This is a genomic window from Acinetobacter sp. ANC 5414 (genome assembly GCF_013004295.1).
In the GTDB taxonomy this organism is placed as follows: Bacteria; Pseudomonadota; Gammaproteobacteria; order Pseudomonadales; family Moraxellaceae; genus Acinetobacter.
Genome location: NZ_JABERM010000010.1, coordinates 273,523 through 289,720 on the forward strand (window position 1 = coordinate 273,523; position 16,198 = coordinate 289,720).

At 41.7% G+C, this 16,198-nt stretch carries 17 protein-coding genes and 1 pseudogene; 17 read left to right on the forward strand and 1 reads right to left on the reverse strand.

All coding sequences use genetic code 11. From position 1 onward, the window contains the following. Positions 1-12 precede the first annotated feature (12 nt). The 9 genes from rlmN (at position 13) to HLH18_RS07100 (ending at position 9,314) form a co-directional block, all read left to right on the forward strand. Positions 13-1,248: a dual-specificity RNA methyltransferase RlmN gene (rlmN, locus tag HLH18_RS07060; protein WP_131287442.1), complete on the forward strand. Its 1,236-nt coding sequence runs from the start codon at positions 13-15 to the stop codon at positions 1,246-1,248. A gap of 16 nt (positions 1,249-1,264) precedes the next feature. Continuing rightward, positions 1,265-2,071, forward strand: coding sequence for a type IV pilus biogenesis/stability protein PilW (gene pilW / locus HLH18_RS07065; protein WP_502699784.1), 807 nt, complete (start codon positions 1,265-1,267; stop codon positions 2,069-2,071). After that, entirely contained in the window at positions 2,062-2,850 is a 789-nt protein-coding gene (locus tag HLH18_RS07070; RefSeq protein ID WP_131287440.1) for a helix-turn-helix domain-containing protein, read from the forward strand. The genes pilW and HLH18_RS07070 overlap by 10 nt, the downstream gene beginning before the upstream one ends. Before the next feature lie 24 nt (positions 2,851-2,874). Further along, positions 2,875-3,990, forward strand: a complete 1,116-nt coding sequence (gene ispG, locus HLH18_RS07075) for a flavodoxin-dependent (E)-4-hydroxy-3-methylbut-2-enyl-diphosphate synthase (protein WP_131287438.1) — start codon at positions 2,875-2,877, stop codon at positions 3,988-3,990. After that, entirely contained in the window at positions 3,987-5,282 is a 1,296-nt protein-coding gene (gene hisS, locus HLH18_RS07080) for a histidine--tRNA ligase (protein WP_171546278.1), read from the forward strand. Before ispG ends, hisS begins: the two co-directional genes overlap by 4 nt. Before the next feature lie 30 nt (positions 5,283-5,312). Continuing rightward, on the forward strand, positions 5,313-6,014 hold the full coding sequence (locus HLH18_RS07085; RefSeq protein ID WP_131287433.1) for a YfgM family protein: 702 nt from the start codon (positions 5,313-5,315) through the stop codon (positions 6,012-6,014). Next, on the forward strand, positions 6,014-7,162 hold the full coding sequence (bamB, locus tag HLH18_RS07090) for an outer membrane protein assembly factor BamB (RefSeq protein ID WP_171546348.1): 1,149 nt from the start codon (positions 6,014-6,016) through the stop codon (positions 7,160-7,162). Before HLH18_RS07085 ends, bamB begins: the two co-directional genes overlap by 1 nt. A 3-nt stretch (positions 7,163-7,165) precedes the next feature. Beyond that, positions 7,166-8,575, forward strand: a complete 1,410-nt coding sequence (der, locus tag HLH18_RS07095; RefSeq protein WP_131287431.1) for a ribosome biogenesis GTPase Der — start codon at positions 7,166-7,168, stop codon at positions 8,573-8,575. 91 nt (positions 8,576-8,666) lie between these two features. Then, entirely contained in the window at positions 8,667-9,314 is a 648-nt protein-coding gene (locus HLH18_RS07100) for a 4'-phosphopantetheinyl transferase family protein (protein ID WP_171546279.1), read from the forward strand. A 79-nt stretch (positions 9,315-9,393) separates the two neighbouring features. On the opposite strand, the pseudogene HLH18_RS07105 reads toward HLH18_RS07100, so the two are convergent. Beyond that, positions 9,394-9,985, reverse strand: a pseudogene (locus HLH18_RS07105) (SDR family NAD(P)-dependent oxidoreductase). A 120-nt stretch (positions 9,986-10,105) separates the two neighbouring features. Between HLH18_RS07105 and mazG the strand changes: the two are divergent. The 8 genes from mazG to HLH18_RS07145 all read left to right on the forward strand — a co-directional run bounded on the left by mazG (position 10,106) and on the right by HLH18_RS07145 (position 16,198). After that, positions 10,106-10,867 carry a nucleoside triphosphate pyrophosphohydrolase gene (gene mazG / locus HLH18_RS07110; RefSeq protein WP_171546280.1) on the forward strand — a complete coding sequence of 254 codons (762 nt, stop codon included), beginning with the start codon at positions 10,106-10,108 and terminating at the stop codon, positions 10,865-10,867. 61 nt (positions 10,868-10,928) lie between these two features. Further along, entirely contained in the window at positions 10,929-11,285 is a 357-nt protein-coding gene (locus tag HLH18_RS07115; protein ID WP_250852385.1) for a ComEA family DNA-binding protein, read from the forward strand. 136 nt (positions 11,286-11,421) lie between these two features. Continuing rightward, positions 11,422-12,873 carry a polynucleotide adenylyltransferase PcnB gene (gene pcnB / locus HLH18_RS07120; RefSeq protein WP_214647289.1) on the forward strand — a complete coding sequence of 484 codons (1,452 nt, stop codon included), beginning with the start codon at positions 11,422-11,424 and terminating at the stop codon, positions 12,871-12,873. Then, positions 12,870-13,358, forward strand: a complete 489-nt coding sequence (gene folK / locus HLH18_RS07125) for a 2-amino-4-hydroxy-6-hydroxymethyldihydropteridine diphosphokinase (protein WP_171546282.1) — start codon at positions 12,870-12,872, stop codon at positions 13,356-13,358. The genes pcnB and folK overlap by 4 nt, the downstream gene beginning before the upstream one ends. 39 nt (positions 13,359-13,397) lie before the next feature. Beyond that, positions 13,398-14,207 (forward strand): 3-methyl-2-oxobutanoate hydroxymethyltransferase, encoded by an 810-nt coding sequence (panB, locus tag HLH18_RS07130; protein WP_171546283.1) that lies wholly within the window; start codon positions 13,398-13,400, stop codon positions 14,205-14,207. 2 nt (positions 14,208-14,209) lie between these two features. Further along, a complete protein-coding gene (gene panC, locus HLH18_RS07135; protein WP_171546284.1) occupies positions 14,210-15,055 on the forward strand; it encodes a pantoate--beta-alanine ligase in 846 nt (281 codons plus the stop codon). Between the two features lie 25 nt (positions 15,056-15,080). Continuing rightward, a complete protein-coding gene (gene rapZ / locus HLH18_RS07140; protein WP_131287414.1) occupies positions 15,081-15,932 on the forward strand; it encodes an RNase adapter RapZ in 852 nt (283 codons plus the stop codon). Further along, positions 15,929-16,198 carry an HPr family phosphocarrier protein gene (locus tag HLH18_RS07145; RefSeq protein ID WP_010325935.1) on the forward strand — a complete coding sequence of 90 codons (270 nt, stop codon included), beginning with the start codon at positions 15,929-15,931 and terminating at the stop codon, positions 16,196-16,198. The genes rapZ and HLH18_RS07145 overlap by 4 nt, the downstream gene beginning before the upstream one ends.

Sequence of the window (16,198 nt, forward strand, 5' to 3'; positions counted from 1 at the left end):
AGGTAATTACACATGAGTACTGAAGTCGTCGCTACATCAGCAATTTCTGCTGACCAGCAACCATCTCCATCCGCTCCGACACAGCAAAATGCTGTGGAAAAAGTGAACCTACTCGGCATGTCACGTCCGCAACTGGAAAAATTCTTTGAGGATATGGGTGAGAAGAAGTTTCGTGCCGGGCAGGTTATGAAATGGATTCACCAGTTCTTCGTAACTGATTTTGCTGAAATGACCAATATTTCAGGCAAACTGCGTGAAAAATTGGAACGTATTTGTGAAATTAAAGCGCCCGAAGTGGTGCATAAAAACTATTCTAAAGACGGTACCCGTAAATGGGTATTCCGTGTTGGCGATGGTGAAGGTTCTCTCGTCGAAACTGTGCTGATTCCGGCAGAACATCGTAGCGGTTTGCGCCGTACCTTGTGTATTTCTTCACAAGTGGGCTGTGCACTGGACTGTTCATTCTGCTCAACCGGTAAACAGGGTTTCCAGCGTGATTTGACTCAGGCGGAAATTATCGGTCAGCTGTGGATGGCGAACTATTCCTATATGGAAGATGTGCCGGTGCTTGAGCGCGAACGTTCAGTGACCAACGTGGTGATGATGGGTATGGGCGAGCCATTACTCAACTACGATGCCGTGTTGAACTCGATGCGTGTGATGTTAGATGACTTTGCCTATGGCATGTCAAAACGTCGTGTGACTTTATCGACGTCTGGTGTGGTGCCGAAAATCGACCAAATGGTCAAAGATATTGATGTGGCGCTTGCCATTTCTTTACATGCGCCAAATGATGAACTGCGTAATGAATTGGTTCCAATTAATAAAAAATATCCGTTAGAGCAGCTCATTGCTGCATGTCAGCGTTATATTGCCAAAGATGGTAACGAAAGTTCACGTAAACATGTGACCATTGAATATGTGATGCTGGATGGGGTGAATGATCATCCTGAACATGCACAACAAATGATTAAGTTGTTAAAAAATTTACCAAGTAAAATTAATTTAATTCCATTTAATCCATTCCCGCATGCACCATACGGTCGTTCAAGCCGTAACCGCATTATTTCTTTCCAAAAAACTTTGTCTGATGCAGGTTTTGTGTGTACGATTCGTCAGACACGTGGTGATGATATTGATGCTGCGTGCGGACAGTTAGTGGGTCAAGTGGCTGACCGTACCCGTCGTGCGGAACAGTGGAAAAAGAAAATTGCGCAAAGTAATGAGATTATGCGCTCTCAAGGATAATAAAAGGGGACGTCAATTGAGAAAGCCCGCATATAAATTAGCTTTTATTACAATGATTTGTATGTCTGCTATTTTTATCACTGCTTGTCAGACATCGACAACAATGGTGAAGAAAGATCCAGAAAAAGCAGTTAAAGTTCGCACTCAATTGGCTGCAGAATATATCAAATCGGGCGATCTGGATTCTGCAAAGCGTACTTTAGACCAAGCGCTTGAAATGAATCCTCGAGATTCCGCTGCGAATATGATGATGGGGATTTTACTGCAACAAGAAGGCAGTAAAGTCAGTATGGATAAGGCAGAAGCATATTTTAAGCGTGCCATTTCTGCTGATTCGAAAAATGCACAAGCGCGTAACAACTACGGTACTTATTTGTATCAAATTGAGCGTTATAATGACGCGATTGAGCAACTCAATGTAGCGGGAACAACATTGGGTTATGATCAGCGCTACAAGGCATTGGAAAATGTAGGGCGAATTTATTTAAAACTAGGTGATATGGCGAATGCTGAAAAATCATTCAAACAGGCCCTGCAAGTAAATCGTGACTCCTACATTTCAATGTTAGAGTTGTCCGAAATTTTTTATTTGAAACAGCAGACCACTGCTGCGACACAGTTGTATGAACAGTTTGTGCGTGGTGTTGGTCAAAAGAATCAAGGTGCGCGTGCGCTCTGGATTGGTATCCGAAATGCACGGGCAAATAGTGACACAATGGGAATGCAGGTACTTGTCAATCAATTACGTGCACTCTTTCCAGAGAGTCCGGAATACCAACGTTATCTGCAATTACAGTACAGTACTGAGGCCGTATGGAAGTAAATCCTAATTCACAGCAATCAAATGGTTCAAGCGTAGCACCCAATGCATTAGGAAATGTTCAGCGTCCAGGTGAGTACTTACGTCAAATTCGAATTGCACAAAAGCGTGAATTAAATGACGCTGCCAAAGATTTGAACATGCAAGTGAAAACTTTGACAGCTTTAGAGCAAGATGATTATAAAGCTTTGCCGGAAGCGACCTTTATTAAAGGTTACTATCGTATTTATGCGAAATATTTAAAAGTCGATGCAACAGCGATCATCCAGCGTTTTGATGAGATCTATCAAAATGATACAGGGTTATTGCCAAATCATGCCTTAAACAATTCACCGATTAAAATTATGGGCAAACTCCCAGGTTCAAATCGTGATCGCAATAAGAAGTGGTTAAAACGTATCGTCATTGCTTTAGTGGTATTGGTTGCTGTAGTTGCTGCTGTGATGGCTATACAAAATTTGTCGTCAAATAAAGATGATAACCAAGAAATTGCACCTGCAGAATCCGATGTAGAAGTGTTGAATCTAGATCATTCAACAGCTGTATCGGGTGATCAGTTGGAGCTTGAGTTTAGCCGCCCAACTTCTGTTCATATTGTAGATTCAACCGGTAAAGTTCTGGTAACAGGTCGTCAAGCATCAACAGTGAAATTAAATGGTGAAACTCCATTCCAAATTCGCCTTGATGATGCATCAGCTGTCACATTAACTTTAAATAATGAAAATATTGCGTTGTCACCTTATACAGTGGATGGCAAAGCAGACTTTCGTTTGTCACGTTAATGGGTAAAGAGAAGAGCGATATTAATGATTGAAAATCCGATTAAGCGCCGTCCCACTCGTAAAATTCGTGTTGGTTCAGTCTATGTAGGTGGTGATGCACCTATTAGTATCCAAAGTATGACCAATACCGAAACCTGTGATGTGGCTGCAACCGTTGCACAAATTCAACGTTGTGTCGATGTCGGTGCGGACATCATGCGTGTTTCTGTACCTTCGATGGAAGCAGCAGCGGCATTTGGTGAAATCCGTAAACAGGTGAATGTGCCTTTAGTCGCCGATATTCATTTCGACTATAAGATTGCTTTAGCTGTTGCTGATGCCGGTGCAGATTGCTTGCGTATTAACCCAGGCAATATTGGTTCTGAAGCGAAAATTCGTGAAGTGGTTGCTGCGGCACGTCACCACGATATTTCAATGCGTATTGGCGTGAATGCCGGTTCACTGGAAAAAGACATTCAGAAAAAATATGGCGAGCCGACAGGTCAAGCGTTACTTGAATCTGCGATGCGTCATATCGATATTTTAGACCGTCTGGATTTCCAGGAATTTAAAATTTCGGTGAAAGCATCAAATGTGTTTCTAACCATGGATGCCTACCGTTTACTGTCAGCGCAAATTGATAATCCACTGCATTTGGGTGTAACTGAAGCTGGGATCTACCGTACCGGTTCTGTGAAGTCAGCAATTGCCCTCGGTGGTTTGTTGATGGAAGGCATTGGCGATACCATGCGTATTTCCTTGGCAGCAGAGCCTGAAGAAGAAGTGAAAATTGGTTTTGATATCTTAAAATCATTGGGGCTTCGTTCTAACGGAATTAACTTTATTGCCTGCCCAAGCTGTTCGCGTCAAGAATTTAACGTGATTAAAGTGATGCAATCACTGGAAGAGCGTTTGGAAGATATTCGTACCCCCATGGATGTATCCGTGATTGGGTGTAAAGTGAATGGTCCGGGCGAAGCCAAAGAAGCCGATATTGGCGTGGTTGGTGCAAGTCCGCGTTCACTGGTGTATCGTAATGGTGAGAAAAGCCATTTAATCGATACCAATCAATTGGTTGATGAAATCGAAACTATGGTTCGTCAACGTGTTCTAGAGCTTGAAAAAGCTAAATCTAAAGAGATTATTCGTAGTTCATCATGAGTTCAATTGTCGCAATCAAAGGTTTTAATGACATTCTTCCAACGCAAACTGCTGCGTGGAGACGTCTTGAGCAACATTTAGCATCGTTAATGGATGCTTATGGTTACCAGCAAATCCGTTTGCCGATTGTTGAACAGACCAATCTGTTCAAACGTTCAATTGGTGATGCTACGGATATTGTTGAAAAAGAAATGTACACGTTCTTGGACAAGGGTAATCCACCTGAGTCTTTGACTTTGCGTCCTGAAGGGACTGCAGGCTGTGTACGTGCCATGCTTGAGCATAACTTGCTTCGCGGTGCGACTCCTCGTGTGTGGTATGTCGGACCCATGTTCCGTTATGAAAAACCACAAAAAGGGCGTTACCGTCAGTTCCATCAATTTGGTGTGGAAACATTTGGTGTTGCTACACCGGATATGGAAGCAGAATTGATTTTGATGACTGCACGTTTGTGGAAACGCATGGGTGTGGCGGATAAAGTCCGTTTAGAATTGAACACTTTAGGTGAATCAGACGAACGTGCGGCATACCGTGCAGCGTTAGTTGAGTTTTTAGAATCGCATAAAGGTGATTTAGACGAAGATTCACAACGTCGTCTAATCACCAATCCGCTGCGTATCCTCGATTCTAAAGATGCACGTACGCAAAAAATCCTTGAAAATGCACCGAAACTGCATGACTTCATGGGTGAGGATAGCATGAATCATTTTGCACAATTGCAGCAGTATTTAACTGATGCAGGTGTGGAATTTGTGATTAACCAAAAATTGGTTCGTGGTCTAGATTACTACAACAAAACCGTTTTTGAATGGACAACTACACATTTGGGTTCACAAGGAACCGTATGTGCCGGTGGTCGTTATGATGGTCTTGTAGGTCAATTGAAAGGTAAGGCTGATCAATCTGTACCTGCTGTTGGTTTTGCTATGGGTATGGAACGTTTGCTGCTTCTACTTGAACAAGTTGAAGACAATACACCTGTACGTGATTGTGAAGTATTCTTGTTGTCGGATCCTGCATCGCAAGGTAAAGCCTTGGTACTTGCAGAACAAATTCGTAACCAGCTTGAAGCAGCAAATAGCAATATTCGCCTGAAAGTTGGTTCACAAGGTTCGATGAAATCTCAGATGAAAAAAGCCGATCAATCAGGCGCTATTTTTGCCGTGATTGCAGGTGAACGTGAGTGGGAAGCACAACAAGTAGCTGTGAAAGAATTGGCGACCGCCGAGCAAACTGATGTTGCTGTGGCGAATATTGTATCATTCTTCATTGAAAAATTTTCTTCAAAATAAGCTTAAAAAACATAAGGAAAGGGTAATCACATGAACGCATTGAGTGATGAAGAACAACTTGATAGCTTGAAATCTTTCACTAAGAAATATGGCTCTGCCATGATTAGTGGGATTTTAATCGCGTTGATTGCCTTTTTCGGATGGGAATATTGGCAGAAGAAAAACCTGGCTGAATCTCAAATGGAAACAGCCAAGGTTCAACAGTTGATGGATGAGGCTAAAAATGCGCAAGGCAATGCCAATGCATTTAATGCCTTATCTGCAACTGCGGACAAAATTGTCAAAGAAGCCCCAGATTCTGCACAAGCCATTCAAACGCAATTGCTTATGGCTAAATTGGCTTATGACAAAGCAGATTATGCGCATGCAGAAAAAGCATTAAAAAAAGTTGAAAATTCTAAGCTGGATGATGCAGGCTTGATTCAGTTGGTTAAACTCCGCTTGGCTTATGCTCAGCTTGCGCAAAAGAAATATGATGATGCATTAAAGACATTGTCTGCAGTGACAGATCCCGCTTTTAAAGCGACCGCTGATGAAGCGCTGGGTGATGTGTATGTTGCTAAAAATGATATAGAAAATGCTAAAAAATCGTACAAGAGTGCATGGGATGCACTGGTTGAACGTCAGCAGGAACGTCAAATTTTACAAATTAAACTCGAAAGTGTCGGCGTTTTAGTTGATGATCCTGATGTAGAACGACCAATTTTAGAAACACAAGTGGATGAGTCATGATGGATAGAAAATACAAAATACCGTTTGCGCTGACAATTTTAACATTCGCACTTGTTGGCTGTTCAACCAATAAAATTAAAGTGGAAGAGGTTAAGCCGAATCCATTACCTAAATTGGCTCAAGGCAAAAGTCTTGTTCCGGTATTTTCTCAAAGTGTTTCATCAACATCGAAAGCGGATCCATTACGTCTGCGTTTAGATGTGGATAACGGTGTAATCTTTGCCTTAGATCCAAAAGGTGAAGTCGCGGCTTATCAAGGTAAGCAGCGTATCTGGGAAAAAAAGGTGTCTAAGCAGGGCTTAAGCTCTGGTGTAGAAGCAGGTGAAGGCACTGTTGTTGTTGGTAATAAGAAAGGTCAATTGTTCGCTTTAGATCAAGCAACAGGTGAGCAAAAGTGGACTGCACAATTGGCAGGCGCCATTTTATCGACTTCACTGATTCAATCCGGTCGTGTGATTACTGTCAGCAATGACGGTACTGTTTATGCACATGATCTTGCCACCGGTCAGCAAGTTTGGACATATAACCTTCCTAATGTACAATTTAGCTTACGTGGGATGGCATCTCCGGTCGCACTTGACCCGCGTACGGTATTGATTGCTTCATCAAATGCTTATGTTTATGCCCTTGATATACTCAGTGGTGTACCGCGTATGCAGCGCCGTGTTGCAGTAAGCGAAGGCCGTTCAGATATTCAACGCCTCAATGATATTGATGGCGATCCAGTTGTTGCAGGTCAGTTTCTTGTAACAACCAGTTTCCAAGGACAAGTCACTGTTACAGATTTAGCTTCACAACAAGTGGTGTGGAGTGAAGATGCAAGCAGTATTCAACGTCCAGAAGTAATGAATAATACCGTTTTTGTTGCACAAGCAGATGGCAAAATCACTGCTTATGCACTAACAACAGGTGAGCAATTATGGCAAAACGATAGTTTGCTCAATCGTCAGCTCAGTAATCCTGTTGTTCTCGGACAAGACCTTGTGGTTGGTGATTTAGATGGTGTATTACACTTAATCGATCCAACTTCTGGGCAACTCATTGGTCGATCAAAAACAAGTGGTGAAGTACGTTCACTACGCGAAATTGATGGACAACTATATGTCTCCACCAGAAAGGGCGCGTTAAGCGTTTGGCAGAACCGTTAATTTATGAAACCCGTAATTGCGCTAATTGGACGTCCGAACGTCGGTAAATCAACGTTATTTAACCAGATTACCAAGAGTCGTGATGCACTCGTTGCTGACTTTGCTGGTCTTACTCGTGACCGCAAATATGGCGATGCAGTATTCCAAAATAAATCCTTCATTGTAGTTGATACAGGCGGTATCGGTGAAAGTGAAGCAGGTATTGATTCATATATGGCTGAGCAATCAAAAACAGCCATCAATGAAGCCGATATTATTGTTTTTGTTGTTGATGCGCGTGCGGGATTACTAGCGTCAGATGAACAAATTGCACGAGAACTTCGTACCCTAGGGAAGAAAGTTTACTTGGTTGCAAACAAAGTTGATGGTGTACATGCAGAAGCTGCGGTGGTTGAGTTTTATCAACTCGGCTTTGGCGAACCATTACATGTTGCAGCAAGCCACGGTCGTGGTGTTGCTCAAATGCTGGAAGATGTGCTTGCAGATGTTCCTGAGGATGAAGATCCTGAGTTGCATGACCAGAACACCGGTTTACGCTTAGCCGTGATTGGACGTCCAAACGTCGGTAAATCGACCTTGGTCAACCGTTTACTGGGCGAAGAGCGTGTTGTGGTTTATGACATGCCAGGTACCACGCGTGATTCTATTTATATTCCGTATGAACGGAATGAGCAGAAATACACGCTGATTGATACTGCAGGTGTACGTCGTAAAGGCAAGGTAGATGAAATGGTTGAGAAATTCTCAATCGTGAAAACTTTGCAAGCCATTAAAGATGCTCATGTTGTAATTGTGGTATTGGATGCACGTGAAGGTGTGGTTGAGCAAGATCTACATTTGATTGGCTATGCTTTAGAAGCCGGTCGAGCAATGGTGATTGCAATCAACAAATGGGATAACATGACGGAGTACGACCGCAAGCAATGTAAGCTTGATGTTGAACGTCGTTTTGATTTTATTCCATGGGCGAAAGTACACTTAATTTCAGCACTTCATGGTACCGGTGTGGGGGAAATGTATCCTTCAATCCATCGTGCATTTGATTCTTCACATTTGAAAGTTTCGCCAGCGAAATTAACCCAAATTTTGAATGATGCAACTGAAGCACATCAACCGCCAATGATTAACGGTAAACGTATTAAAATGCGTTATGCCCACATGGGTGGTCAAAATCCACCAACGATTATTGTGCATGGTAATAAGGTTGATAAAACCCCTGCGGATTATCGTCGTTATTTAGAAAATGTATTCCGTCGTGTCTATAAACTTGAAGGTACACCGGTTCGCATTGACTTTAAAACGTCTGAAAATCCGTTTGAAGGGCGTAAGTCGCAAATGGACGAACGCGTGGCTGCACGTAAACGTCGTTATGTACAGAAATTTAAAAAGGCTGAAAAGAAATTTAAGCGTTAATCAATGATGTATTGATGATAAAAAGCCTGAAGTTTACTTTGGGCTTTTTTCATTTAAGATGTCATTATATTTTTGGGATAAGGATGTACACGTGACCAGATTGATACGAGTAGATGTCGATACAATTGAGCGTATTGTCCCTCTATCTAAAGAATTGGATCGCAAGACTAAAATTCAGCAGCAAAAACAGGCAATTTATCATTATCGAAATCAATTGCTCTCCCAACAATTAGAGACCACAATTCAGCAAGAAGATTTTTCTACCACTCAACATGGCAAACCGTATTTAGTTAAATCTCCTAAATTTTATTTTAATCATAGTCATAGTCAAAAAAATTATGCTTTAGCAACCAGTAGCAATATGCAGGATTTAGGTGTGGATATTGAAGATTTAGATCGAAAGGTACGATTTGAAGCTTTGGCAGCGCATGCTTTTCACCCCAATGAATTGCAACACTGGAAGGAACTGGAACACGATCGTGATTATTGGTTTAAAGTCTGGACGACTAAAGAAGCAGTATTGAAAGCATCTGGCTTGGGTATACATCTAAATTTAAATGAGCTAGAGACTCAGGTGCATCCTGTTTATGATGGAGGATTATGCACTCATCCTTTAATTGGAACATTTGCTTATCAAAATTTCAATTTAGGTCATATCATGTTAACGGTGGCATGGCGTTCAGAGGCATCCTGTAAAAGTTTTACTTTTCCAGAAATTAAAATATTTTTTCCATCTTAAAAAGTTTTTTAAATAACTTTATGAATCATTGAGTTTTTTAAAGAGCCTGTTAATCAGGTTCTTTTTATTTTGATTTCTTTCATTTTCTTTTCGCCCAAAATATATTGCTCATCCGGTTAATAAACTGCGGGCTGAGCTTAGAAAGCATCATCAGTACTTTGGTTTTAAGCCCTACCGCTTGATGGATTTTGGTGAATAGGGAGTCTTTCGTTTGCACACGTGCATAGATTGCCCGTGCGACATCATCTGCGGTTAAGTGCACGCCCATATTTTGGATGCTGCCCGCATTCATATCTTTGACCATTGCGGTTTGAACAAATAAGGGCATGGCAGCCATTTAAAACACCTTTGACATTAATATCGACGGTTCGGTGATGCGCTGCAATATCGGTCTGTTCAAAAGCCCCTGAATAGAGAATGCCAGCATTGTTAATCAACACATTCATTTCACCTGCCCACGCCTGAAACTCACTCAAAGCTTGTTACCATTGGCTATAATCAGCAACATCGAGTAAACCTGCTTTAGCTTGTGATCCTAATTGCTGGGCAAGTTTTCGGGCTTTAACCTCATTGATATCATAGATGCCGACTTTATAGCCGTGTTGATAAAAGAGCCTTGCCGTTGCAGCACCAAGGCCTTGTGCTGCACCACTAATAAAGATACTGTGCATAGGTTTCTCCCTATCCATTTTGTTTTTGTGCCCTTAATTTTTTAACTCATTTTGTTTGAGCATAACCAACCTTGATAGTGAAAACCGTTGTTAATTGGAAATGATTGGAGTGATGAAAACATGGATAAATTGTTGGCAGTGATGCGGGAGTTACGTGAAAAATGTCCATGGGATCAGCAGCAAACTCCGCAAAGCCTGACTAAATATGCCATTGAAGAAGCGTATGAGGTGGAAGCGGCGGTTAGGGAGGGAAATACAAACGAGATACGGGATGAACTCGGTGATTTACTTCTGCAAGTAGTTTTTCAGTCGCAAATGTATAGTGAAGTCGGGGCTTTTGATTTTAATGATGTCGTGAATGCGATTACTGAAAAGTTAATTCGTCGTCATCCACATGTATTTCAGGCAGAGCAATTTTCACAGCTCAGTTCAGATGATGTTGCTGTGCTTTGGAAACAAATTAAACAACAAGAAAAAAAAGGCAAAGCCCAATCCCGTTTAGATGAGGTCAAACATGGACCTGCAATGCAACAAGCGCATGAAATTCAAAAAAATGCTGCACAAATTGGCTTTGATTTCCCTGATGTGGCAGGTGCTTATGGCAAGCTGAATGAAGAATTACAAGAGCTGCAACAGGCCATGCATAATCAAAAATCCGACGAAATATTCGATGAATTTGGTGATTGTTTGTTTTCACTCATCAATGTTGGACGTAAACTGGGACTTTCCAGTGAAATGGCGCTTTTAAGCACTATTCATAAATTTAGAACTCGTTTTGCTTTCATTGAAGATCACGCTCAGCAACAACATAAAAAAATTGAGACTCTGTCTTTAGAAGAAATGGATCGACTCTGGGAGCAGGCAAAACAACAATTAAAATAAAAGGCCGATAATGAAAAAAATAATACAGATGCTGAATGCCATTTTTTATATGGGTGTATTGATGTCGGTGTTGGGCGGAACGACGGGTTATGCTCAACAGTTCGACCAACACTATTTAAAATGGAAGGCTGAACAGGAAGCCCAAGATGCACGTTTAAAAATACCGCATGTATCTCCGCCAAAAAATTACTATTTGGCCAAACCTGCTTTACAGGCATCCACTGGGGCTAAAATAAGTTTGAACCAAGCCAATCTGGAACAGTTACAAGAGCTGTCTGGGATAGGTTTAAAAAAAGCAGAAGCGATCATTGCCTATCGTCAAAAAAATGGAAAATTTAAAAACATTGAAGAATTACAGCAGGTCAAGGGGATTGGACCGGCTTTATTTGCCAAGAATAAAGATCGATTAAGCCTGTAATTCATAGCTCAAGCCGTCAAGAAGGGCCAAACAATATATTTAGCATTGAGATAATCAAATTGCCCTTTGATTGTGTTAGATATATGATTAGCGTCATCTTAGATATTTTACGTTCAGACGTAGGAGACAGCGTCTTTTGCAAACTTTGCGCGCGTCAAAATGTGGTTTATCAACCGCTCAATTACCTTCTTCCATATTAGATGTTATCGATGCCTTAAATAAGGCAGGCTTTGAAGCTTATATCGTCGGTGGTGGTGTCCGTGACTTAATGTTGGGTCTTAATCCTAAAGATTTTGATGCAGTCACCGATGCCACACCGGCGCAAGTGAAAGAAGTTTTCGGACGGCGTTGTCGTATTATTGGACGACGTTTTGAGCTTGCTCATGTCTATTCAGGCCGAGAGCTGATCGAAGTTGCGACATTTCGTGCACCGCCTAAAAAAGCAGTGACTTCTGCTTCAGGCATGATTTTACGTGACAATAATTGGGGCACGATTGAGCAAGATTTTGCCCGCCGTGATTTTTCCATTAATGCGATGTATTACCAACCGCGTAAAGGGATCGTGCTCGATTTCTGTAATGCAGTTGATGATATAGAAAATAAAACTTTACGCTTATTGGGCGACCCGACTTTACGTTTTGAAGAAGATCCAGTGCGTATGCTGCGTACTTTGCGTTTCGCGGCAAAATTAAATTTCAGTATTGCGCCTGAAATTTTAGAGATTTTCACCCCTGAAATGACCCAGTTACTGCGTGATATTTCTCCGCATCGTTTATATGACGAATCGCAGAAATTGTTCACCATGGGGCATTTGAATCGCGTGCTGCCGATGCTGATTGATTTTGATATCTGGCGTCAGCTGTTTGCGGATATCCGTCCAGATATTTCAACCTTTATCGAACGCGCAGCCATCAATACCGATCAACGTATTCAAATCGGTAAAACCATTAATCCTGCATTTTTCTATGCCGTGTTGCTGTGGAAACCCTTTTTAGAACGTTGTGAATTTTATCTCGGTAAAGGTGTTGTTGCTGCAGAAGCACGTGCACAAGCGGGCTTGGATGTATTAAAGCGTCAGGCCACCCGTACCATCATTCCACGTTTTGCAGAAACCTTTATTCGTGAAGTTTGGGAAATGCAAACCCGTTTGCTCAATCCAAAACCACAGCAAATACAAGCGTTATCGACCCATGCACGTTTCCGTGCCGGCTTCGATTTCCTGTTGCTTCGTGAGAAGTCAGGCGACAATACCACCCAAGGTATGGGCATGTGGTGGGATTCATATCAGTTGATGAGTACGGATGAAAAAGAACGTGCCATTAGTCAATATAATCGCCAGCGTGCAAAAAGTCGTCGTAAAGCTGCAACAGAAGATGTGATTGAACCTAAATCAGTTTCTGTAGAAATTGAGCCTTTGGTAAATGAGCCTGAACCACGCCGTCGTGAACGCAAGAGCAGAACCCGATCTGACCGACCTGTTCAAACCGTTTCTGCAGGTGGTTCAGAGATTGCATATGACCATCCAATTCTAAAACGTAAACGTGTAAAACGTGATTTAAGCCAAGTTGTTTTTGGACCGACACAATGAGCACAGTCACCTATATTGGCTTAGGTAGTAACTTGGGTGATTCACGCCAGATTTTGCTTGAAGCTGTGCAAAAGCTGGCAACGCTTGGAACCGTGAAAACATCCAAGTTATATCAAAGTCCCCCTATGGGACCTCAAGACCAACCGAATTATTTAAATGCGGTGGTACAGCTAGAAACTGATTTAGCTCCTTTGCTTTTATTGGATGCGTTACAACGTTTTGAACAAGAATCAGGTCGGGTGCGTTTACGTCGATGGGGCGAGCGTACTTTAGATTTAGATTTATTGGTCTATGGCCAAGAGCACATTCAAAATGAGCGTTTAACCGTTCCACATGTGGGACTGTTCGAACGTGATTTTGTGGTCATCCCCTTGTTAGATTTAGATGCAAATATACAAATTAAAGCACAACGATTAAAAGATTTACCCGTGGTTCAACATCCAACCCTGACTGTTCTGGATGATGAATCTTGGTCAAATATTTAATTTAGACATGTGGAAAGCATGTGTTAGAGGAATATCTTGATGATTAGTCTCAGTGACTTAAGAAAATTTAAAACTGATGGACGCAAATTTTCTTGTCTGACCTGTTACGATGCCAGTATGGCAAAGGCAATGGAAATTGCAGAAGTCGACAGCATTTTAATTGGTGATTCTTTAGGGATGTCGATCCAGGGTCGTGATTCAACCCTGCCCGTGACTGTGGAAGATATGGCTTACCATACTGCTGCGGTACGCCGTGGGAATCAACATGCCTTCATTATGACTGATTTGCCATTTATGAGTTATGCCACTTTAAATGACGCATTGATAAGCTCAAAAACCGTCATGCAAGCTGGCGCGCAAATGGTCAAAATGGAAGGTGGGGCCTGGTTAAGTGAAACTGTCACTGTTTTGACACGTAATGGCATTCCAGTCTGTGTACACTTGGGTTTAACGCCTCAATCTGTTCATGTCTTTGGCGGATATAAATTACAGGCACGTACCCGTGAAGCAGCGGATCAACTGATTGCAGATTGTAAAGCCGTGGTAGAAGCGGGTGCTGCATTATTATTATTAGAATGTGTACCTGCACAATTGGGTAAAGAAATTAGTGAATTGTTCCCGCATATTCCAGTGATTGGTATTGGTGCAGGTGCAGATACCGACGGTCAGGTGCTAGTCGTTCAAGATATGCTGGGCTTGACCTTTGGTCGCGTGGCTAAATTTGTACGTAACTTTATGAAAGAACAGGCAGGGGAAACTGCAATTCTGGATGCTTTTAAAGCTTACCATGCTGCAGTACAGGATGGTTCTTTCCCTGCTAAAGAACAAACTTTTCAAGTCGAGCTGTAAACATGAAAACTGAAACCACCATTCAAGGATTAACCGCTTCACTTAGCCCAGCTCGAGCGGCACGAAAAATTATTGGTTTTGTCCCGACCATGGGAAATTTGCACGAAGGTCATTTAAACCTGGTGCGTGAAGCACGCAAGATATGTGATGTCGTGGTGGTCAGTATTTTTGTCAATCCAATTCAGTTTGGTCCAAATGAAGATTTTGAAAACTATCCGCGTACTTTAGAACAGGATAGCCATTTGTTGGCAGATGTGGGCTGTGACATTGTGTTTGCACCAAGTGTTGAGCAAATGTATGGCAATAAACCACGTTTAACCAATATCACCGTGTCTGAAATTACTAACGATTTATGTGGTTTACAGCGTCCAGGTCATTTCGATGGCGTGGCTGTGGTTGTGACTAAACTGTTTAATATGGTGCAGCCGAATTTTGCATTCTTTGGACAAAAAGATTATCAGCAACTGGCGGTGATTCGTCAGTTTGTACGTGATTTGAATATTCCATTGGAAGTGATTGGTGTGCCGATCACCCGTGCAGAAGATGGTTTGGCTTTAAGCTCGCGTAATGGTTATTTAAGTGAACAACATCGTCAGATTGCCCCGACAATTTACCAAAGTTTAAAAGCGGCTGAACAAGAACTGCAAAATGGTGTTGCTCTAGCTGAAGTGTTGGAAAATATTAAGCAAAAGTTGACACAAGCGGGTTTTATTGTGGATTATGTGGAAGCACGTACTCCAGAATTACAAAAAATTGAAGCATTTGATCAGGATGTCGTTTTGTTTATAGCTGCTAAATTAGGTACAACTCGACTGATTGATAACTTGCAAGTTAAGTATACTGCATAAAATTTAGTCATAGGACAGCCTTGCCATGAAGCGTATTTTAATCGTTACAGGACAATCTGGATCAGGAAAATCATCTGCCTTGCAGGTGCTTGAGGATTTGGGCTATTACTGTATTGATAATTTACCATTGGCATTGCTGCCTGAAATTGTTGCCAAACTGGACAGTGAAAATAATTTAGAACAATTGGCTTTAGGGGTGGATGTACGCAGTACCCGCGCAGATCTACAAGAGTTTGATCATGTTTTTGAACAACTGCAAAGGCATGGTTCGGTGGATATCATTTATTTGACTACTCAAGATCAACAATTGATTTCCCGTTTTAGCGCGTCGCGTCGTCCACATCCTTTATCCAGCCGTTTTAAAAGTTTGAATCAGTGTATTCAGGAAGAAAAAACCTTATTGCTTCCGATACAATTACGTTCCACAGTTCATATTGATACCAGTGATAAAAGTGTGCATGATCTAAAACACACTTTGTTGTCTAAACTTGGACAATCCGATAACTTAATTTTAATTTTACAATCTTTTGGTTATAAACACGGTATTCCCCTCGATGCCGATTATGTGTTTGACGTACGTCATTTGCCTAATCCACATTGGGATCTGGAATTGCGAAAATATTCAGGTTTAGATTTGCCTGTGCAACAGTTTTTGCTGCAAAGTGAACAAACCAATGAGATGTTCGAAGATATTTATCATTTTTTAGATAAATGGTTGCCTGCCTTTGCAGAGGGGCATCGTCATTATATGACAGTGTCGATTGGGTGTACGGGAGGGCAGCACCGTTCAGTATATATTGTGGATAGACTCAAAAAGGCTCTTGAGGCAAAATGGTCTATTCAGGTCTTACACAGGGAAATGAAGCACTGGTCATGATTGACACAACTGTTGACGTAATTAACAAACTAGGTTTACATGCGCGTGCGTCTGGTAAGCTAATTGAAGTTACCACCAAATTTCGTTCATCGATTCAAATTGGTAAAGGTGACAAATTAGTCGATGCAAAAAATATTATGTCCTTGCTCATGCTCGGTGCAGGCAAAGGCACAACTTTACGTTTAGTGCTTGAAGGTGCAGATGAAGAACAAGCTTTATCTGAAATTCAGGCGCTATTTGCAGCAAAATTTTACGAGGCAGATTAA